Below are 19226 nucleotides of genomic sequence, written 5' to 3'. Positions count from 1 at the left end.
CCGAGCCGAGCAACCCGGGGCCAGACAGCCCGGACCCGGGCGAACCAGGGCCGAGCTGGCCGAGGCCGAACGGCCCGGAGTCAACGCCCCGGGCCGAGCGTCGCCACGACCGGGTGCCCTGGAGCCGCGCGATCCAGAGCCGCCCGGAACCCCGAAGCCCAGGGCCGCGGGGTTCAGCTGCCCGGTTCCAGGACCTCCAGATCGTCCTCGTCTTCGTCTTCGAGCTCCTCGTCGAAGACCGAGCTCATGTCGAAGCGGCACACGACCATATGCGGATCCGCCTGATCGAAGGGGGCGGAGAGCCACTCCCCCGGCTCCGGGGGCTCCTCGGCCGCCACCACCCAGAGCGTGGAATCACCCTCCTCCAGGCCGAACTCCTTGTGCCGAGAGGCGATCTCATCCGGCTCGAACTCGCCGAACACCACCCCCAGGGCGGTGTGCACACTCTCCCCGGCGGCCGCCCCGCCGCCTTCCCTGCCGTTCCCCGTGTCGATGTCCGGATCCAGGTCGGCGATCCGCTGCGCCTGCGAGAGCAGTCGCTGCGGTTCGGCGACGACATAGTCCCTGCGGATCAGCACGCTCAGCGCGCTGGGCTCCTCCGGCCCGGCATAGGCGGGCAGGCGGTCATCACCAGGGATCTCGAAGGGCGTCACCTCGTCGTAGGCGTCATAGAGCAGCTCGTCGTAGACCTCGGCTGCCGCGGCCAGTTCGTTGAACGCGGCGTAGACGGCCGGATCGCCTTCCCCCGAGCGGCGTTCGACAGCGTCGAGGTGACGATCCAGTGCGGCTTTCACCGCTTCAGCGGCGGCACGTACCTCGGCAGCGGATGGCTGCGCAGCATCAGACATAGTGCAGACGCTATCCGTAGCAGGGCAGTTCCCGCACAATAGATGCGATGCCGGAATACGAATTCTGTGATGTGTATGTGCCGCGGGGCGTTTCCCGCAAGGCCACTACCCGCCTGCTCACCGACCATGCCGAGTACGGACACTGGGAGTTGGATCGCTTGAGACTCAACCCCGACGGCAGCCGCAGAGTGCGATTGCGGCGCCGGATCATCCGCCAGCTCCGGGCCACCTGGTAGCGGGCCGGGACAACACGGAGCGGGCCCCGCTTGGCGCGGAGCCCGCCGTGAGTGACGCCACCATCACCCGGCGTATGGGATCCGATGTGTGATGCGCGGTGTGTAGTGCGTGACCACCACCGCACGACACCTGTCAGCGCATGTCAGCGCTTGACGTGATCAGACGTGATCGGTAGGTGCTCGGTACGCGATCAGTGCTGCGCGGCGCGGGCCCTGCGGTAGAGCACGGTGCCCGCGAGCAGCATGCCCGCGGCGGCCGGAATGGCCAGCGCGACGGGGCCGGCGCCGGTCTGCGCCAGCTGCTCCTTGCCGCCGAGGTTCGCGGACGGGTCGACACCGTGGACCCCCGTGTGCTCGGTCTGGTGCCCCGGCGAGGAGTGTCCGGGCTGGTTCGAGCCACCGCCGGGGTTCGAACCCCCGGGGTTCCCGGGGTTGCCGGGCTGACCCGGGTTGCCAGGGTTCCCTGGGTTGCCCGGATTCCCAGGCTCACCGGGGTTCCCGGGGTTGCCCGGGTTCCCCGGCTGACCGGGGTTACCAGGGTTCCCGGGCTCTCCCGGCTCACCGGGGTTCCCAGGCTCCCCCGGGTTGCCCGGCTCACTCGGGTTCTCCGGCACGGCCGGAACCGTCTCGCCGCACTCGCCGCCGTCGCTGCTGTTGCCGAACCCGACCGCGCTGATGTTGTTCCCGCACACATTGACCGGAACGCCGATCGGGGCCTGGATGTTGTTGCCGGAGCCGATCCCGGACGAGCCACTGGCGACGCCCTGCGCCTGCGAGCCCCCGGACTGCGCACCGCCGCCGGACGAGTCGCCCGAGCCGCCGCCGCACTGCCCACCGCCGGCACCGTTGAGGACGCCGATGACGCTCACGGTGTTTCCGCACAGGTTCACCGGCACATGCACCGGGGCCTGGATGTTGTTGCCCGAGACGATGCCCGGCGAGTACATGGCACCGCCGTCGGCGCCCGAACCCGCCGCCTGGGCATAACCGCCGGTCACGGCGAGAACGCCGCTCGCAGCGGCTACGGTGATCAGGCCCTTTTTCGCAACCTGTCGCATAACTTTCTGCTCCCCTAGCCTTCCGTCCCGGCCGGAGCGCGCGCGGGCGATCTCGCCCGCACCCCCATCCCCGGGCGCCCCGGAGCGCGCACACTCCGAGACCGCCCGGGATCACACCCCGGTGGACCGTGACCCGATGTCACGTGATCGATGCGGTAGTTGCCGAAGGCGGGGCACTGCACCACCCCCTTGTCGGCATCGCGGCCCGGTTACGGGCCGCACACCCCATGTAACGAGGAGGGAGCAATCAAGCTATCAAGCTACGACACCATTCACCCTTTTTGGTTCCGTCGGTATGTGTGATCGATTAGGCCGATCGGGCGGCCCTCAGCAGGCATCCAGGAACCGGTCCAGCACTCGCACGCCGAACTTCAGCCCGTCCACCGGCACCCGCTCGTCGACCCCGTGGAACATCCCGGCGAAGTCCAGCTCGGGGGGCAGCCGCAGCGGCGCGAAGCCGAAGCAGCGGATGCCGAGGTCGTCGAAGGACTTCGCGTCCGTACCGCCCGAGAGGCAGTACGGCACGGCGCGGGCGATCGGGTCCTCGGCCTTCAGCGCCGACTGCATGGCGTCGACCAGGGCCCCGTCGAAGCTGGTCTCCAGCGCCTTGTCCGCGTGCACGTCCTCCCGCTTGACCCGGGGGCCGAGGATGCGGTCGAGGTCGGCCAGGAACTCGTCCTCCAACCCGGGCAGGAAGCGCCCGTCCACATGCGCCGTGGCCTGCCCCGGAATGACATTGACCTTGTAGCCGGCGTTGAGCATGGTCGGCGCGGCGGTGTTCTGGAGCGTGGCCCCGATGATCTTGGCGATGCCACCCAGTTTGGCGAGCGTCTCGTCCATGTTCTCCGGGTCGAGCGGGGTGCCGAGCGCATCGGACAGCTCGTCCAGGAAGGACCGTACGGTCTTGGTGACCCGCACCGGGAACTTGTGGCGCCCGAGCCGCCCGACCGCCTCGCTCAGCTCGGTGATGGCGTTGTCGTTGTTGGTCATCGAGCCGTGCCCCGCGGTGCCGTCCACCGTGAGCCGCATCCAGTGCATGCCCTTCTGCGCGGTCTCGATCAGATAGAGCCGCAGTTGCTCATTGACGGTGAAGGAGAAGCCGCCGACCTCGCCGATCGCCTCCGTCACGCCCTCGAAGAGACCGGGGTGGTTGTCGACCAGGTGCCTGGCCCCGTAGACCCCGCCCGCCTCCTCGTCGGCGAGGAAGGCCAGCACGATGTCGCGCGGGGGCTTACGGCCGCTGCGCAGCCGGTCCCGTACGACCGCGAGCGTCATCGCGTCCATGTCCTTCATGTCCACCGCGCCCCGGCCCCAGACGCAGTCGTCCGCGATCTCGCCGGAGAAGGGGTGGTGGGTCCAGTCCTCGGCATTGGCCGGTACGACGTCGGTGTGGCCGTGGATGAGCAGCGCGGGGCGGGACGGATCCTCCCCCTCGATGCGTGCCACGGTCGACGCCCTGCCCTTGTGCGACTCGAAGATCTTCGGTTCGAGCCCCACCTCGGCCAGCTTCTCGGCGACGTACTCGGCGGCCGCGCGCTCACCGGGGCCGGAGTGGTCGCCATAGTTACTGGTGTCGATCCGGATCAGGTCACGGCAGAGGTCGACCACCTCGTCCTCGCCCCTGACCGTTCCGGTCGTCGTCGCGCCCGAAAGCGACTCACTCACGATGCCTCCTCGTTGTTGCGCTGCCGCGGAACGCCCAGGTACGGGCCCACGACAGGGGTCACCCGCCCATACTCCTCCGCTCGCCCGCCCAGCCCAAGGCGGCAATACCGCCGTCATGCCCCCGTCACACGGTCCGGCCGCCCGGGGCGCGATCGGCCGTGATCGAGCACGTCCCGAAGTTTGCTATGGTTTTCCATGTCGGAACGGCCACGGGTCGGCCGACAAACACCTGGTCCGGGTGGCGGAATGGCAGACGCGCTAGCTTGAGGTGCTAGTGCCCTTTATCGGGCGTGGGGGTTCAAGTCCCCCCTCGGACACATACTGATAGCCCACAGGCTTCCTGATAGTGCTGGTCGAGTTTTCTCTCGGCCAGCACTTTGTGCTCTCCGCCCTCGCGTGGCACCTGCCCTCCGCCCCACGCCGTGATCGGCTGGTCACCCCGGGCACACCGCTGACCCGGCACCGGCAGCTGGTGCGCCGGGAGTGGCGCCGGACGGCGCTCGTACCGGTCCGGCGCGAATTCCTGAATCAAAATGGCGTCCACATACTTGTTCGTCAGATGAGGTAACCACTAGCGTCCACCCGGACAATGAGGCGTCCGTGTTCATGTCGGTGGACCGGGCGCTCGTGCTGCGAGGACGGCACAGCGGTGTGCGGCCGCTGTCCGGCCGCAGCCGCGCCCACCTTTCGGACTACGCGTACGTGAGGAAGGCACTTCGTCATGAAGAACTTGGGCCGTCGCACGTTCAGTCGACTCGCCGTCACCCCGCTGCTCGCCATGCCCGCCGTGACCCATCCGGGAGCGGCCGCGGCGTCGTCCCCCGGCACCGCCCGGACCGGCGCCGATCAGCGGACCGAGACGATCCGCGCCATGAGCAGAGCCGCCGCGTACATGGACGGCACCGTCTCCTACCGGGGCGGCTACGTCTGGAACTATCTGCCCGACCTCTCGGTGACATGGGGCGAGATGGAGGCCAAGCGCACCATGTGCTGGGTCCAGCCGCCCGGTACCCCGTCCGTCGGGCACAGCATGCTCGACGCCTACCACGCCACCGGTCACGAGGTGTTCTACCGGGCCGCAGAGCGCACCGGACTCGCCCTCATGGACGCCCAACTGCCGGTCGGCGGCTGGAACTACATCCATGACTTCGCCGGCGGGAAGTCCCTCGAGGACTGGTACGAGACGATCGGTGCCAACGGCTGGCGGCTGGAGGAGTTCCAGCACTACTACGGGAACGCCACTTTCGACGACGCGGGCACTTCAGCCGCCGCCCAATTGATCCTGCGGCTGTACGTGGAGCGCGGCGATCGGCGGTTCGAAAAGGCCCTGGACCGCGCGATCGGTTTCGTGCTGGCCGCCCAGTTCGGCACCGGTGTCGCCGACGGCGGCTGGCCGCAGCGCTTCCCCGCGTACCACGGCTCGGTCAGCAGGATGCCGTGGCCCGAACGGCGGCCCTCGTGGCTCCCCGACGACGTGACGCACGGCATGGAGGACGGCGACTACACCCAGCACGTCACCTTCAACGACGATGTGCTCGGCGAGAACATCAAGTTCCTGCTGATGTGCGTCTCCGCTCTGGGCCGACGCGATCTGATCGCTCCCGTCCGGCGGGCCATGGAGTGCCTGCGCCGGATGCATCAGCCGGGGCCGCAGGCCGGCTGGGGACTGCAACATCTCTCACGCGCCAAGCACGGCAGGCCGGCCGGAGCGCCCGCCGGTGCCCGCTCCTACGAACCGCGCGCGCTGACCACGCACACCACCCAGACCAACATCCAGCAGTTGTTCCACTACTTCCGGCTGTCCGGCGACCGCAAGTACCTCAGCCGCGTCCCGGAAGCGCTGGACTGGCTGGACAGCTGTCGGCTGACCGAGCGCCAGATCGCCGAGAACCCGCTGCTGGCCGGACGTACCCACCCGACCTTCGTCGAACTGGGCACCAATCGCGCGCGCTTCGTCCATCGCTTCGGATCCAACATCCGCAACGGCGCCTATTACCACGACTACGACCACCGCGGGACCCTGAGCCACTACTCCGCGGGCCGCTCCGTCGACGTCGAGGGACTGCGCGACGAATACGGGCAACTGGCCTCCATGACACCGGCCGAGGTGGCCAAGATGCGCGCCCGCTCGCCCCTCGTCAGCGATGCGCCGATCCCGCTGCCCCCTTACTTCTCCCCGCGCGACATCCAGCTGTCCGACCTGCTGCGCGACGCGCCTCTCCCGCTGCCGGTGGTGTCGGACGCCGAGGCGGCCGCTCTGGTGGCCGGACTCGGCGATCGGGACCACTGGCTGACCCGGCTGGACGCGGTGACCAACCCCTACGAGGGGCCCGGCGCCAGGAAGCCGTACGACGGAAAGGCGTATATGAGCAAGAACGTCGGCGATCTCCGGGACACCTCGCCGTACAACCCCCAGGATCCGCCGGCCGAGCCGCCGTACCAGCCGCGGGAGGCACCGCTGGGCATCAGCTCCGCGGCCTACGTGGCCAACATGGCCAAACTGATCGGCTACGTGGCTCAGCCCGCGGGCTGAGCCGGATCGCGCACGCCGCCGACCGAGCGAGGGGCGGCATCGCCGTGGGGCCGCTCGGCCCGCTCAGGCGGTGTGGACGCGCGGGCGGCGGGTGCGGTCGGGTTCGGCGCCGCGCAGGACCTCGCGGGTGACCGGGGCCACCTCTCCCTGGCCGAAGAGGAAGAAGCGCAGGAAGTTGGCGAAGGGGTTGCCCTCGGTCCACTCGAAGTAGATGTGCGGGGTGCGGCCCGTCGTCTCGCGGACGTGGAGGAGCAGCGCGGCCAGGGCGTTGGGGATGGAGGAGGACTCCAGGGTGAGCACGCGGTAGCGGCCGTGGAGGACCTCGCCGCGTACGGTCAGGCTCGCCTCGAACTCGGAGGGGTCGGTGACCGTCACCTCCACGAAGACGAAGTCCTCCTGCTCCGGCAGATCGTTGTCGGCGCGGATCTGATCGACCTTGTCGCGGTACTCGGCCCGGTCGCGCCGGTCGGGCTCATTGGCGATGAACCGGATCTTGCGGCTGGCGATATCCCTGACGAAGCGTTCCGCCATGGGGTCCAGCGTCACGCTGGTCACACGCAGTTCGAAGGCACGGGCCAGCCGGGACAGCAGGGAGACCAGGATGATGCCCGCGATGAAGCAGGCGCCGATCTTCACACCGTCGGGACGCTCGATGACGTTGACGACCGTCGTATAGAGGAACACCGCGGCTATCACCGCGAACGCGATCGTCCACTTACGCTGCCCGGCCTTGCGCGCCGCGATGGTCACCGCGATCGCCGCGGAGCTGATCAGCACCAGCACCCCGGTGGCGTAGGCCCCGCCCTGGGCGTCGACATCGGCGTCGAAGATCCAGGTGACCAGGAAGCCGATGAGGGTGAACACGATGACCATGGGGCGTACGGCGCGGGCCCAGTGCGGGGCCATGCCGTAGCGCGGCAGATAGCGCGGCATCAGGTTCAGCAGACCCGCCATCGCGGACGCGCCGGCGAACCACAGGATGGCGATCGTCGAGACGTCGTAGATCGTGCCGAAGGCACCGCCGAGGTACTCGTGGGCGAGGTACGCCAGCGCCCGGCCGTTGGCCTTGCCGCCCGCCTCGAACTCCTTCTCCGGGATCAGGAGCGTGGTGATGAAGCTGGTCGTGATCAGGAAGACGCTCATGATGGCGGCGGCGGCCGTCAGCAGTTTCTTGGTGTTCCGGATCCGCCCGGCGGGCTTCTCCTCGCTGTCGCTGTCGTCCCCCTTGACGTGCGGCATCACCGCGACGCCGGTTTCGAAGCCGGAGAGGCCGAGAGCGAGTTTGGGGAAGACGACCAGGGCCACGCCGACCATGGCGAGGGCGTTCCCGTGCTCGGCGGTCAGGGCGGCGGACCAGTCGGTGACCACATGGCCCGCGGTGGCCACATGCCACAGGCCGACGACGACCACCACGGCGTTCAGCGCGAGGTAGACGCCGACCAGCGCGACCGCCACCCCGATCGCCTCCAGGAAGCCCTTGAGGAACACCGCGCCGAGCAGGGCGACCAGAAGCAGGGTGATCAGCATCTGATGGCCATGGAGGGTGCTGGTCAGATGGGGGTTCTCCACCAGGTGGGTGGAGGCGTCGGCGGCCGAGAGGGTGATGGTGACCAGGAAGTCGGTGGCCGCGAAGCCGAGCAGGGTCAGTACGAACAGCTTGCCCTTCCAGAAGGACAGCAGCCGCTCCAGCATCGCGATCGAGCCCTCGCCCCGGGGGCTCTCCTCGGCCACCCGCCGGTACACCGGCAGGGCGCCCGCCAGGGTGACCACCACCAGGACGATGGTCGCGATGGGCGACAGCAGTCCGGCCGCGAGGGCGGCGATGCCCGGCTGGTAGCCGAGGGTGGAGAAGTAGTCGACGCCGGTCAGGCACATCACGCGCCACCATGGCTGGCCCTTGTGCGCGGGCTTCGGCTCGGCGTGTGGACCGGTGTGGCCGCCCGTCCTGCCCATATCGGACAGACCCTCCAGCATCCACGCACGCAGACGACGCGGTGGGCCCTCGGTGGTGACCATCGATGTGCTCCTGCCGTGGCTCGGCGTGCGGTTCCGGCCATCACACGGACGGCCGCACCAGCGTAGCGGAGAGTGATGTTCTGGCCCTCGAAAAGACGCCTCGCGGGCGTCAAGACTCCGTTAAGAGCGCCGGGGCGGGTGCCGGCGGTGCACCAAGAGGGCAGGTCCGCCGCCTACGGCCGTGAATGAGGTCACGGTGGGGGCGGGCGTGGCCGAGGGGACCGGGGCGGACACTCAGCGTTATCCCGTACGGCGCCTCCTGAGCATCTCCTACGGCACCCTCTGGACAACTCGCACGAAGGTGACGGGAAAGCGGGCGGGAGCGTGGCCGGAAGGTGGCCGGGGAAGGTGGCCGCACCCGGCCCGCCCGGCCGCGCCCGACCCGCCCGACCTCGCCCGGCCGCGTCAAGACCGTGTCCCGGGCGACGGCCGCGACCGCAACCACCGGCAGAACGTCGAGGCCCTCCGCGGAGTCCGTAAGAGGCGCGTCAAAGGGGCGCGCATCGCCGTATGGGACCCGTCAACAACGCTCGAATCCGGTCAAAGGTCGGGGTTTTCTTCTACCCGTTATCCCTCCGATCCGCGGTTCGCGGATCTCCCCGACCTCTTTCCAGGAGCTCGCGATGGCCGATGTGGCCTTCGTCGTCACCACGATCGCGGTTTTCGCGCTGGTGGCCTTTGTCGCCAAAGGGGTGACAAAGCTGTGACCGTCGAAAACGTCGTCGGCCTCATCGTGGCCGTCGCCCTACTGGGCTATCTCGTCCTCGCCCTGATCTTCCCGGAGAGGTTCTGAGATCGGATATGGGTCCCGTACTCGCGGGCGTGCTCCAGCTGCTCGCCCTCATAGGGGCGCTGGCGCTCGCCTACGTCCCCCTCGGCAACTACATGGCCAAGGTCTACTCCTCCGACAAGCACTGGCGCGTGGAGAAGTGGATCTACAAGGGCATCGGTGCCAACCCCGACACCGAGATGCGCTGGGTCTCGTATCTGCGCGGGGTGCTGGCCTTCTCGGTGGCCGGTGTGCTCTTCCTGTACCTGCTCCAGCGGTTGCAGGGCAGCCTGCCCGGTTCACTCGGGTTCTCCTCGATCGAGCCCGCGCAGGCGTTCGACACGGCCGCGTCCTTCGTGACGAACACCAACTGGCAGTCGTACTACGGCGAGCAGGCCATGGGCCACGTCGTGCAGACCGCCGGTCTGGCCGTGCAGAACTTCGTGTCGGCCGCGGTCGGCATCGCCGTCGCGGTGGCGCTGGTGCGCGGCTTCGCGCGCTCGCGCACCGGTGAACTCGGCAACTTCTGGGCCGATCTGGTGCGTGGCACGGTCCGCGTCCTGGTGCCGATCGCGGCGGTCGCCGCCGTGGTCCTGGTGGCGTGCGGCGCCCTCCAGAACTTCTCCGGCATCCACGAGGTGGGCCAGTTCATGGGCGGCTCGCAGCAGTGGAACGGCGGCGCCGTGGCCTCGCAGGAGGCCATCAAGGAACTGGGCACCAACGGCGGCGGCTACTTCAACGCCAACAGCTCCCACCCGTTCGAGAACCCGACGCCGTTCACCAACCTCTTCGAGATCTTCCTGATCCTGGTCATCCCGCTGGCGATGACCCGCGCCTTCGGTGTCATGGTCGGCTCGGTCAAACAGGGTTACGCGATCCTGGCGACCATGGTCACCATCTGGGTCGGCTTCGTGGCCCTGATGATGTGGACCGAGTTCGCCCACCACGGCCCGGCCCTTCAGGCCGCGGGCGGCGCGCTGGAGGGCAAGGAGACCCGCTTCGGGGTCGGCGGCTCGGCGCTCTTCGCGGTGTCGACCACGCTCACCTCGACCGGAGCGGTGGACTCCTTCCACTCCTCCTTCACCGGTCTGGGCGGCGGTATCACCATGCTCGGCATGATGCTGGGCGAGATCGCGCCCGGTGGTGTGGGCTCCGGCCTCTACGGCATGCTGATCATGGCGATCATCGCGGTGTTCATCGCCGGGCTGATGGTCGGTCGCACACCCGAGTATCTGGGCAAGAAGATCGGTTCCCGTGAGATCAAGCTGGCGGCCTGCTACATCCTGGTCACCCCGGCGCTGGTCCTGATCTTCACCGCCGCCTCGGTGGCCCTGCCGACGCCGCCGAACTCGATGCTCAACTCCGGTGCGCACGGCTTCTCCGAGGTGCTGTACGCCTTCACCTCGGCCTCGAACAACAACGGCTCGGCCTTCGCGGGCCTGAACGCGAACACCGACTGGTTCAACACCACGACCGGCCTCGCGATGCTGCTCGGCCGCTTCGTGCCCATGGTCTTCGTCCTGGCGCTCGCGGGCTCGCTCGCCGAGCAGAAGCCGGTCCCGGCCACCGCGGGCACTCTGCGCACCGAAAAGCCGCTGTTCACGGGGCTGTTGGTGGGCGCGATCCTGATCATCACCGGTCTGACGTACTTCCCGGCGCTGGCGCTGGGGCCGCTGGCCGAGGGGCTGGCGTGATGACCACCCGCACAGAAAACCACGAGGACTCCATGTCCACTGCCACTGGGACCAAGGCGCCGCACAACGGCGTTCCCACCGGACACGCCTCGGCCGAGGACCGTGTCGGGGCGGGCCTCTTCGATCCGGGGCAGCTGCTCAGGTCGCTGCCGGACGCCTTCCGCAAGCTGGACCCGCGGGTGATGGTCAAGTCGCCCGTGATGTTCGTCGTGCTGGTCGGGTCCGTGCTGACCACCGCCTTCTCCTTCAAGGACCCGGGCGACTGGTTCGGCTGGGCGATCAGCGCCTGGCTGTGGCTGACCGTGATCTTCGCCAATCTGGCGGAGGCGGTCGCCGAGGGCCGGGGCAAGGCGCAGGCCGACACCCTGCGCAAGGCCAAGACCGACACGGTCGCGCGCCGGCTGCGGGGGGACGGCTCGGAGGAGCGGATCCCCGGCACCGAACTGCGCGTCGGCGACCTGGTGGTCTGCGAGGCCGGCGATGTCATCCCCGGTGACGGCGATGTGGTCGAGGGCGTCGCCTCGGTCGACGAGTCGGCGATCACCGGTGAGTCGGCGCCGGTCATCCGCGAATCCGGCGGCGACCGTTCGGCCGTGACCGGCGGTACGAAGGTGCTGTCCGACCGCATCGTCATCAGGATCACCACCAAACCGGGCGAGACCTTCATCGACCGGATGATCAGCCTGGTCGAGGGCGCCGCGCGGCAGAAGACGCCCAACGAGATCGCGCTGAACATCCTGCTCGCCTCGCTGACGACCGCGTTCCTGCTCGCATGCGCCACACTGCCGCCGTTCGCGGACTACTCCGGTACGCGACTGACCATGGTGGTGCTGGTGGCGCTGCTGGTCTGTCTGATCCCGACGACGATCGGGGCGCTGCTGTCGGCGATCGGCATCGCGGGCATGGACCGGCTGGTGCAGCGCAATGTGCTGGCGATGTCGGGCCGGGCGGTCGAGGCCGCCGGTGATGTCTCCACACTGCTGCTGGACAAGACCGGCACCATCACGCTGGGCAACCGGCAGGCGGCGGAGTTCGTGCCGGTGCGCGGCACCACGGAGGCCGAGGTGGCCGACGCCGCCCAGCTGTCCTCGCTGGCCGACGAGACCCCCGAGGGCCGGTCCATCGTGATCCTGGCGAAGGAGAAGTACCGGCTGCGCGAGCGCCACCAGGGCGAACTGGTGGGCGCCGAGTGGATCGAGTTCACCGCGCAGACCCGGATGTCGGGTGTGGACGCGGGCGAGCGGAGGATCCGCAAGGGCGCGGCCGGTTCGGTCATCGCCTGGGTCCGGGAGCGGGGCGGTACGGTCGCCGAGGACGCGGACCGGATCGCCCACCGGATCTCCGAGGCCGGTGGCACCCCGCTGCTGGTGGCGGTGGAGGACGCCGACGGGGCCCGGGTCCTGGGCGTCATCCACCTCAAGGACGTCGTCAAGGAGGGCATGCGGGAGCGGTTCGACGAGCTGCGCCGCATGGGCATCAAGACCGTCATGATCACGGGTGACAACCCGCTGACGGCCAAGGCGATCGCCGATGAGGCGGGCGTCGACGACTTCCTCGCCGAGGCCACTCCCGAGGACAAGATGGCCCTGATCAAGCGCGAGCAGGCGGGCGGCAAGCTGGTGGCGATGACCGGCGACGGCACCAACGACGCCCCGGCGCTTGCGCAGGCGGACGTCGGGGTGGCGATGAACACCGGTACGTCGGCCGCCAAGGAGGCCGGCAACATGGTCGACCTCGACTCCAACCCGACCAAGCTGATCGAGATCGTGGAGATCGGCAAGCAGTTGCTGATCACCCGTGGCGCGCTGACCACCTTCTCCATCGCCAACGATGTCGCGAAGTACTTCGCGATCATCCCGGCGCTGTTCGCGGCGGTCTACCCGGGCCTGGACAAGCTGAACATCATGCAGCTGTCCTCACCGGACTCGGCGATCCTGTCCGCGGTCGTCTTCAACGCGCTGATCATCATCGCGCTGGTGCCGCTCGCCCTGAGGGGCGTGCGCTACCGGCCGATGAGCGCGGACAAGATGCTGCGGCGCAACCTCGGGATCTACGGATTCGGCGGCCTGATAGCGCCCTTCATCGGCATCAAGATCATCGACATGCTCATCTCCCTCATCCCCGGGATCGGCTGATCGCCATGAACAACTCCGTCACGAACACCGTCCGGCTGTTCGGGGCCGGTCTGCGCGCCCTACTGATGCTGACCCTGGTGACGGGCGTCATCTATCCGCTGCTGGTCACCGGCGTCGCCCAGGGGCTGTTCCACGACAAGGCGAACGGCTCCGAGATCGAGGCGCACGGCAAGGTCGTCGGCTCCTCGCTGATCGGGCAGCCGTACAACCTGCCGCTGAAGAAGGGTCAGGAGACCCCGGATCCCGATCTGAAGTGGTTCCAGGGACGTCCGGCGAACGGCCTGGGCACCAACAGCCTCAACACCCAGTACTCGCTGCTGCTGTCCGGAGCCACCAACCTCGCCGCCGACAGCGAGGACCTCGTCCAGCAGGTCAAGGACGCCAAGGCCGCGGTCGTCGAGAACAACTCGGTGCCCGGCTACACCGTCAAGCCGTCCCAGGTCCCCGCCGACGCGGTGACCTCCTCCGGCTCCGGTCTGGACCCGGACATCTCCCCGCGGTACGCGGACATCCAGGTGCACCGGGTCGCGGTGAAGAACGGGCTGCCCGTCGCCCAGGTGAAGAAGCTGGTCGAGGACAGGACCGAGGGCCGTACGGCCGGCTTCATCGGGGAGCCGCGGGTGAACGTCCTCGAGCTCAACATCGCGCTCAAGGATCTCGTCGCCGAGCGCTGATGGCGTGGCGCGCCCCCAGGAACGGGAGCCGGTGGCCGGAGGCATCCTCCGGCCACCGGCTCCCGCCGCCGTGCCGCCGTGCCGCCGTTTCAGCATGGACGAGCGGAGGGCGGCGGTCCGCCGCGCCGAGGAGGCGCCGCCCGGTACAGTGCACCGCTTCGAGGGATGACCTCGGGCCGGTGCCCGTCTCCCCACGCGCCCCGGGCCGCTAAGCGCTCCGCTGGAAGTGCCCTGACCTGCCGTCGATCGTCCGCGGCGCCATCGTGGCTGGTCGCGCAGTTCCCCGCGCCCCTGCGGGGCGCCACCGAACCGCAGCCGCATTCCGCCGATCCGCTCAGGCGGGGGAACCGCTGCGCGGCCGCTCGGGCAGCACGGCCCGGTCGGCCGGGGGCGCCATGGCGGTGGCCGTCTTGGTGGTGGTGAGGTCCTCGATGCGGTCGGCGAACCCCGGTTCGGGCAGGGGGAGGTCGATATCGGGGTCGTCGATGAAGTCGACGGCCCGGGCGACGTAGTGGATGACCGCCGTGGTGGCGGGCGGCACCTCCTGGCCTCTCTTCAGGCCGTGCAGAATGCGCAGGGCCGCGGCCATCTCATGGTCGGTGGCGGCCCAGTCCTCCACGGTGTCGGTGACCGGCGGGATGTCGTTGCCCGCTTGTTCATGCCACCACTCCAGCCACGCGTGCGCCTGGCCGTCCTCGCCGAGCGCCATGTGGTGGAGGTAGAGGCAGTACGCGGCGGCGGGGTCCCCGGCACCGGCGGCGAACTGCCACCAGAACTGGGCGTGGTCCTCATGCCCGGCCAACTGGAGGACGCACCCCAGGACACGGGAGCCGGGCGGTTCGAGGATGCGCCGGGTGAGGAAGTCCCGCAGCTGGGTCAGGGCGTCGGGGCGGGCCATGATCGCCTCGCACAGGGTGTGCAGGTCCTGCGCCATCCGTTCGTCCGCGCCCGGCGCCGCGGCTTCGGCGGCCCCGGCCGTCCCCCGGAGGTGTTGCGGGGGCCGCTCATGGGGTGGGGCGCCGCCGGGGTCGGTGTGGCGGGCGGCGAGCCGGGCCTCGGCGGCCTCGAAGTCGATGGGAGGGGTGGGGTTGAGCAGGGCCCGGGCGAGGATGTGGTCAATGGGTGAGGTCATCGGTCTTCCTTGGCCAGGAGTTGCTGGAGACGGCGGCGGGCGTAGCGGGCGGTGGAGCGGACACCGGCCTCGGTGATGCCGAGGTGGGTGGCGGTCTCGGCGACGCTGTAGCCGCGGCAGTGGAGCAGGATGACCACGTCCTGCTGGCGCTCGGGGAGTTTCTTGATGGCCTGATAGAGGTTCAGGCTCTCCTCGAGCACGGCTATGGGATCGACCGCGTCCTTGAGTATCGCGGTCTCGAAGGTCGCGTTGTCCAGCAGGGCGGGGCCCCGGTTGCGGGCGCGGGCGAGGTCGATGACCCGGTTCTTCATCACCTTCCAGGCGTAGGCGGCCGGGTTCTCCATGGTCAGGACCTTGGGCCAGCAGCGCAGGAGTTGCTCGAAGGCCGCGTCGACGGCTTCCTCGGCGTCCGCGTGGTTGCCGAGGTAGACCATGGCTCGGTCTATGTACGCCTTCCGGTGGAGTTGGTGGAAGGCACGGAAGTCGGCGGGGAGTCCGGTGGTCATCGAGGTGGTCTCGCGCGAGCGCGGGAAGTCGTTGGTCACCGCTCCCCTCCTTCCTGGTTGCTGCGATGCAGTTCCGATACGCCGACGCGGACTCCCATCGCGGCCGCACGGCGCAGGAGGGCGATGGCGTCACTGCCGAATACCCGTGCCACGAGCACGGCGGTGACGACGTTCGCCACGGTTTGAAGATTCACCGGACTTGTTGTCCTTCTGTTCGTCGTACGAGGGTGGCCCCCACACGCCCCGCGAGTGCGCCGTGTTGCGCTCTCTGTTCAGATAGCGCGCACGGACGCCGGTTCGTGCATCGGATGAGCCTAAAATCTTACGGAACGCAGCGATCCAATTACGCAAATATGAAAAACAGATAGGTGCTAACCGGTGAGTGTCTGGGTGCCGAGCACGGTGAGCAGGGCGAGGCGTTCGGCGTCCTCGGTGCCGGGCTCGGCGGTGTAGACCACGATCCGCAGATCGCTGCCCGCCACGGTGAGCACATCGCAGTCCAGGGTCAGCGAACCCACCCGCGGATGGTCGATGGTCTTGCGCGATGCCTCGTGGCGGCCGACGGCGCCGGAGTCCCACAGCTGCGCGAACCGCTCGCTGTTCGCGCGCAGCTCCGCGACCAGCCGCCGCAGCCGCTGATCGGCCGGGTAGCGGGCGGCGGCCGTACGGAGATCGGCGACCAGCGCGGCCTGGAACCGGGTCCGGTCCTCATGCGTCTGCCGGGCCCCGCCGACCTGGCGGACGAAGTGCCGCCACGCGCCATTGCGCTCGTTGCCGCGCCATCGGGACGGATCGCCCATCAGCGCCACATACGGCGGATTGGCCATCAGCAGCGTCCAGGACGCGTCGCTCACGGCGACGGGAGTTCCGGTCAGCCGGTCCAGCAGCCGCTGGACGCTCGGGGTGATGTACGCCGGTACGGTCTCCGGGCCCGGTGGCACCAGCCCGGCCAGCCGGAAGAGGTGGGCGCGCTCGTCCCCCGACAGCCGCAGCGCCCTGGCCAGGGCCTCGACCACCTGGGTCGAGGGATGGGAGGCCCGGCCCTGTTCGAGGCGGGTGATGTAGTCGACGGAGATCCCGGCCAGCATGGCCAGCTCCTCGCGGCGCAGCCCGGCCGCGCGCCGCTGCCCGCCGGCCGGCAGCCCGGCGGCCTCCGGGGGGACCCGGTCGCGCCAGCGCCGTACCGCCTGCCCGAACTCCGTGGTCGCCATGGTGACCAGTGTGCACCTCGGCCCGGGGACGAACCTGGTACTCGCGTTCCCAGGAAGACAGGGCACCTGGCTGCCCGCACCCTCCGGGCGGAGCCTGGAGACATGACGACAACACTCATCACCGGAGCCAACAAGGGTCTCGGCTTCGAGACCGCCCGCCGCCTGATCGCCGCGGGACACACCGTCCACCTGGGCAGCCGGGACGCCGACCGCGGCCGCCAGGCCGCCGAACGGCTGGGGGCGCGGCCGGTCGTCCTCGATGTCACCGATGACGCGTCCGTGGCCGCCGCCGTGAAGGCCATCGAGGCCGACGGCGGCCTGGATGTACTGATCAACAACGCCGGTATCGAGGAGCGGACGCCGGACGGCGGGGTGGTCGGCGCCGCGGAGGTCACCGCCGACATGATGCGGACCGTGTTCGAGACGAACGTCTTCGGCATGGTGCGGGTCACCCATGCCTTCCTGCCGCTGCTGCGGCGGTCCGCCGCCCCGGTCGTGGTCAACGTCAGCAGCGGTCTGGCCTCGCTGAAGCGGGTCTCCACCCCGGACGACCCCGCCTACGCCTACCCCGGGGTCGCCTATCCGGCGTCGAAGACCACGGTCAACATGGTCACCGTGCAGTACGCGAAGGCGTTCCCGGAGATGCGGATCAATGCCGTCGAGCCCGGCTACACCGCGACGGACCTCAACGCGCACACCGGCCACCAGACCGTGGCGGAGGGCGCCGAGATCATCGTCCGGATGGCGCAGGTGGGCCCCGACGGCCCGACGGGTAGCTACGTCGACATCGAGGGCACTCTCCCCTGGTAGGGCGCGGGCACCCTCCCCTGGTGGAGCGGGGGGCTCGTCGGCACCGCCGCGCTCATCCGGTCCTGCTGTCCCGGGTACGCCACAGCCACCTGATGTCGCGGGCGAAGGACCAGCTCAGCAGGGTCAGGGCGAGCAGCGCGGCGCCGAAGGCCAGCGGGTAGGGCAGCACATCGGCGCCGACGACCAGCAGCAGAACGCCCTGGAGCGCCGCCACCGTCTTACGGGCGGTGCTCGGGGGGAGCTGGCCGTTCAGCCACGGCAGCACCCGTGCCGCGGCGACGAAGAGGTAGCGCATGGCGCCGATGAGCAGCACCCAGGGGCCGAGCGAGGTGGCCACATAGATGCTGAGCACCAGAATGAGGACGGCGTCGACCTCCATGTCGAACCGCGCGCCCAGGGAGGACGAGGTGCCGGTGCGGCGGGCCACCTGTCCGTCGACCGCGTCCAGGATCAGCGCGACCGCGGTGAGGGCCACCAGGGCGGTGACCGGCGTCGGGCTCTCGAAGGAGTCGGCGACCAGCGCGGTCACACCGCCGACGAGCGTGGCCCGCGCCAGGGTGACGCGGTTGGCGGCGCCGAAGGAGGCGAGCCAGGACCGCGACAGGGCGCGGGTGAGCACCGCCCAGGTGACGACCGCGAAGGCCAGGCCGGTCAGCCAGCCCGCGGGCCCCAGGTCGATCGCCGTGCCGAGCAGGACGAGCAACAGCAGCTGGGCGGCCGCGCCCACCGCCGTCTCGTTCCGCAACGGCGTCGTGTTGTAGGGATTGTTCAGGGCCACCGTGCACCCTCCGGGCTGTGTGGCGGAGTGAATGGGTGCCGCGTACCGTGTTCGCGGCTTCATGGTCATCGGTACGTGAGCCACCGCCCGATTGTTCAGCCCCTCAGGAGAACGTCGTATGACGCGCACCGCCCGTGCCTTCTGGCTTCGCTCCCCCGGCCTCGGTGAGATACGGGAGACGGCCCTGCCCGACCCCGGGCCGAAGGACGTGGTGGTGCGCACGCTGTGCTCCGGGGTGAGCCGCGGTACGGAGACCCTGGTCTTCCGCGGTGGCGTACCGGAGAGTCAGCACATCGCGATGCGCGCGCCGTTCCAGGACGGCGCGTTCCCCGGGCCGGTCAAGTACGGCTATCTCAATGTGGGTCTGGTCGAGGAGGGGCCGTCGTCCCTGCTGGGGCGCACCGTCTTCTGCCTGTATCCGCATCAGACCCGCTATGTGGTCCCGGCGAGCGCGGTGACCCCGGTGCCGGAGGGCGTGCCCGCCCAGCGCGCGGTGCTGGCGGGCACGGTGGAGACCGCGGTGAACGCCGCGTGGGACGCCGCGCCCCTCCTGGGCGACCGGATCGCCGTGGTGGGAGCCGGGATGGTGGGGGCCTCCGTGGCGGCGGTGCTGTCCCGGTTCCCCGCCGTACGGGTGCAGCTGGTGGACGCCGAGCCGGCGCGCGCCGAGGTCGCGCGGGCGCTCGGGGTGGACTTCGCGCTCCCGGAGGAGGCGGCGGGCGACCTCGATCTGGTCGTGCACGCCAGCGCCACCGAACGGGGGCTCGCCCGCTCGCTGGAGCTTCTCGCCCCGGAGGGCACCGTGCTGGAGCTGAGCTGGTACGGGGACCGGCGGGTCGGCCTGCCGCTGGGGGAGGCGTTCCACTCCCGGCGGCTGACGGTGCGCAGCAGCCAGGTGGGGACGGTGTCACCCGCCCGGGGCAACCGCCGCGGTTACGGCGACCGGATGGCGCTGGCGCTCGAACTGCTCGCCGACCCCGCCTTCGACGCCCTCGTCACCGGCGAATGCGCCTTCGAGGAGCTTCCCGAGGTGCTGCCGAGGCTCGCTTCCGGCGAGATTCCCGGGCTGTGCCACCGGGTACGCTACGGCGCCGAATCTGCCGTGTCATCGGTCTGAACACGGGGAACGCGAGGCCCGTACTAGAGGGCGTGCCCCGGCCG

General features: G+C 69.7%; 17 protein-coding genes and 1 tRNA gene. 9 read left to right on the top strand and 9 right to left on the bottom strand.

Translation table 11 applies throughout. The features are described from left to right. Positions 1-173: 173 nt before the first annotated feature. Positions 174-848 carry a hypothetical protein gene (locus AB0E24_RS27660; RefSeq protein WP_079257036.1) on the bottom strand — a complete coding sequence of 225 codons (675 nt, stop codon included), beginning with the start codon at positions 846-848 and terminating at the stop codon, positions 174-176. Between the two features lie 47 nt (positions 849-895). On the opposite strand from AB0E24_RS27660, the gene AB0E24_RS27655 reads away from it, so the two are divergent. Beyond that, entirely contained in the window at positions 896-1084 is a 189-nt protein-coding gene (locus AB0E24_RS27655) for a DUF5703 family protein (RefSeq protein ID WP_014059547.1), read from the top strand. Positions 1085-1275: 191 nt separating this feature from the next. Here AB0E24_RS27655 and AB0E24_RS27650 read toward each other — a convergent pair whose 3' ends face one another. Together AB0E24_RS27650 and AB0E24_RS27645 are read right to left on the bottom strand one after the other, a co-directional pair. Next, complete coding sequence (locus tag AB0E24_RS27650) at positions 1276-2142, bottom strand: chaplin family protein (RefSeq protein ID WP_359380924.1); 867 nt, start codon at positions 2140-2142, stop codon at positions 1276-1278. Positions 2143-2469: 327 nt separating this feature from the next. After that, on the bottom strand, positions 2470-3807 hold the full coding sequence (locus tag AB0E24_RS27645) for a M20/M25/M40 family metallo-hydrolase (protein WP_069869001.1): 1338 nt from the start codon (positions 3805-3807) through the stop codon (positions 2470-2472). 232 nt (positions 3808-4039) lie between these two features. On the opposite strand from AB0E24_RS27645, the gene AB0E24_RS27640 reads away from it, so the two are divergent. After that, positions 4040-4124 (top strand) — tRNA-Leu (locus AB0E24_RS27640). A 404-nt stretch (positions 4125-4528) separates the two neighbouring features. Beyond that, on the top strand, positions 4529-6340 hold the full coding sequence (locus AB0E24_RS27635; RefSeq protein WP_359380921.1) for a pectate lyase: 1812 nt from the start codon (positions 4529-4531) through the stop codon (positions 6338-6340). Between the two features lie 63 nt (positions 6341-6403). Here AB0E24_RS27635 and AB0E24_RS27630 read toward each other — a convergent pair whose 3' ends face one another. After that, positions 6404-8356 (bottom strand): APC family permease, encoded by a 1953-nt coding sequence (locus tag AB0E24_RS27630; protein WP_147968272.1) that lies wholly within the window; start codon positions 8354-8356, stop codon positions 6404-6406. Between the two features lie 703 nt (positions 8357-9059). On the opposite strand from AB0E24_RS27630, the gene kdpF reads away from it, so the two are divergent. Genes kdpF through AB0E24_RS27610 form a run of 4 tightly spaced genes read left to right on the top strand, consistent with a single transcriptional unit; the run spans position 9060 to position 13628 of the window. Then, positions 9060-9149: a K(+)-transporting ATPase subunit F gene (gene kdpF / locus AB0E24_RS27625; protein WP_010351568.1), complete on the top strand. Its 90-nt coding sequence runs from the start codon at positions 9060-9062 to the stop codon at positions 9147-9149. 8 nt (positions 9150-9157) lie between these two features. Further along, entirely contained in the window at positions 9158-10819 is a 1662-nt protein-coding gene (gene kdpA, locus AB0E24_RS27620; protein ID WP_147968876.1) for a potassium-transporting ATPase subunit KdpA, read from the top strand. Further along, entirely contained in the window at positions 10819-12954 is a 2136-nt protein-coding gene (gene kdpB, locus AB0E24_RS27615; protein ID WP_359380917.1) for a potassium-transporting ATPase subunit KdpB, read from the top strand. Before kdpA ends, kdpB begins: the two co-directional genes overlap by 1 nt. A 5-nt stretch (positions 12955-12959) precedes the next feature. Then, positions 12960-13628 carry a potassium-transporting ATPase subunit C gene (locus AB0E24_RS27610; protein ID WP_359380914.1) on the top strand — a complete coding sequence of 223 codons (669 nt, stop codon included), beginning with the start codon at positions 12960-12962 and terminating at the stop codon, positions 13626-13628. Positions 13629-13962: 334 nt separating this feature from the next. Here AB0E24_RS27610 and AB0E24_RS27605 read toward each other — a convergent pair whose 3' ends face one another. From AB0E24_RS27605 to AB0E24_RS27590, 4 genes are all read right to left on the bottom strand, one after another. Further along, on the bottom strand, positions 13963-14760 hold the full coding sequence (locus tag AB0E24_RS27605) for a hypothetical protein (protein WP_069868996.1): 798 nt from the start codon (positions 14758-14760) through the stop codon (positions 13963-13965). After that, the gene (locus AB0E24_RS27600) at positions 14757-15305 is read right to left on the bottom strand and encodes a sigma-70 family RNA polymerase sigma factor (protein ID WP_079153401.1); all 549 of its coding nucleotides are present in this window, start codon (positions 15303-15305) and stop codon (positions 14757-14759) included. The genes AB0E24_RS27605 and AB0E24_RS27600 overlap by 4 nt, the downstream gene beginning before the upstream one ends. Further along, positions 15302-15460: a hypothetical protein gene (locus tag AB0E24_RS27595; protein WP_167459901.1), complete on the bottom strand. Its 159-nt coding sequence runs from the start codon at positions 15458-15460 to the stop codon at positions 15302-15304. The genes AB0E24_RS27600 and AB0E24_RS27595 overlap by 4 nt, the downstream gene beginning before the upstream one ends. Positions 15461-15637: 177 nt before the next feature. Next, on the bottom strand, positions 15638-16477 hold the full coding sequence (locus AB0E24_RS27590) for a helix-turn-helix transcriptional regulator (RefSeq protein WP_069868995.1): 840 nt from the start codon (positions 16475-16477) through the stop codon (positions 15638-15640). A gap of 102 nt (positions 16478-16579) precedes the next feature. On the opposite strand from AB0E24_RS27590, the gene AB0E24_RS27585 reads away from it, so the two are divergent. Then, positions 16580-17287 (top strand): SDR family NAD(P)-dependent oxidoreductase, encoded by a 708-nt coding sequence (locus tag AB0E24_RS27585; protein WP_359380908.1) that lies wholly within the window; start codon positions 16580-16582, stop codon positions 17285-17287. A 52-nt stretch (positions 17288-17339) separates the two neighbouring features. On the opposite strand, the gene AB0E24_RS27580 is transcribed toward AB0E24_RS27585, so the two are convergent. After that, entirely contained in the window at positions 17340-18065 is a 726-nt protein-coding gene (locus AB0E24_RS27580; RefSeq protein WP_100807717.1) for a CDP-alcohol phosphatidyltransferase family protein, read from the bottom strand. A gap of 118 nt (positions 18066-18183) precedes the next feature. Here AB0E24_RS27580 and AB0E24_RS27575 point away from each other — a divergent pair, with 118 nt between their 5' ends. Further along, positions 18184-19182: a zinc-dependent alcohol dehydrogenase gene (locus AB0E24_RS27575; RefSeq protein WP_069868992.1), complete on the top strand. Its 999-nt coding sequence runs from the start codon at positions 18184-18186 to the stop codon at positions 19180-19182. Positions 19183-19226: the final 44 nt, after the last annotated feature.

The organism is Streptomyces malaysiensis subsp. malaysiensis, assembly GCF_040653035.1.
Classification (GTDB): domain Bacteria; phylum Actinomycetota; class Actinomycetes; order Streptomycetales; family Streptomycetaceae; genus Streptomyces; species Streptomyces malaysiensis.
Note: the sequence above shows the minus strand (reverse complement) of the source record. Positions and strands in the feature narration are given on the sequence as shown.

Bases quoted from the DNA above. Each gene is read 5' to 3' on its own strand.
- AB0E24_RS27660 (WP_079257036.1), bottom strand. From the start codon at position 848: ATGTCTGATGCTGCGCAGCCATCCGCTGCCGAGGTACGTGCCGCCGCT.
- AB0E24_RS27655 (WP_014059547.1), top strand. From the start codon at position 896: ATGCCGGAATACGAATTCTGTGATGTGTATGTGCCGCGGGGCGTTTCC.
- kdpA (WP_147968876.1), top strand. From the start codon at position 9,158: ATGGGTCCCGTACTCGCGGGCGTGCTCCAGCTGCTCGCCCTCATAGGG.
- AB0E24_RS27585 (WP_359380908.1), top strand. From the start codon at position 16,580: ATGACGACAACACTCATCACCGGAGCCAACAAGGGTCTCGGCTTCGAG.
- AB0E24_RS27575 (WP_069868992.1), top strand. From the start codon at position 18,184: ATGACGCGCACCGCCCGTGCCTTCTGGCTTCGCTCCCCCGGCCTCGGT.
- AB0E24_RS27605 (WP_069868996.1), bottom strand. From the start codon at position 14,760: ATGACCTCACCCATTGACCACATCCTCGCCCGGGCCCTGCTCAACCCC.
- AB0E24_RS27610 (WP_359380914.1), top strand. From the start codon at position 12,960: ATGAACAACTCCGTCACGAACACCGTCCGGCTGTTCGGGGCCGGTCTG.
- AB0E24_RS27635 (WP_359380921.1), top strand. From the start codon at position 4,529: ATGAAGAACTTGGGCCGTCGCACGTTCAGTCGACTCGCCGTCACCCCG.
- AB0E24_RS27630 (WP_147968272.1), bottom strand. From the start codon at position 8,356: ATGGTCACCACCGAGGGCCCACCGCGTCGTCTGCGTGCGTGGATGCTG.
- AB0E24_RS27650 (WP_359380924.1), bottom strand. From the start codon at position 2,142: ATGCGACAGGTTGCGAAAAAGGGCCTGATCACCGTAGCCGCTGCGAGC.
- kdpB (WP_359380917.1), top strand. From the start codon at position 10,819: ATGACCACCCGCACAGAAAACCACGAGGACTCCATGTCCACTGCCACT.
- AB0E24_RS27590 (WP_069868995.1), bottom strand. From the start codon at position 16,477: ATGGCGACCACGGAGTTCGGGCAGGCGGTACGGCGCTGGCGCGACCGG.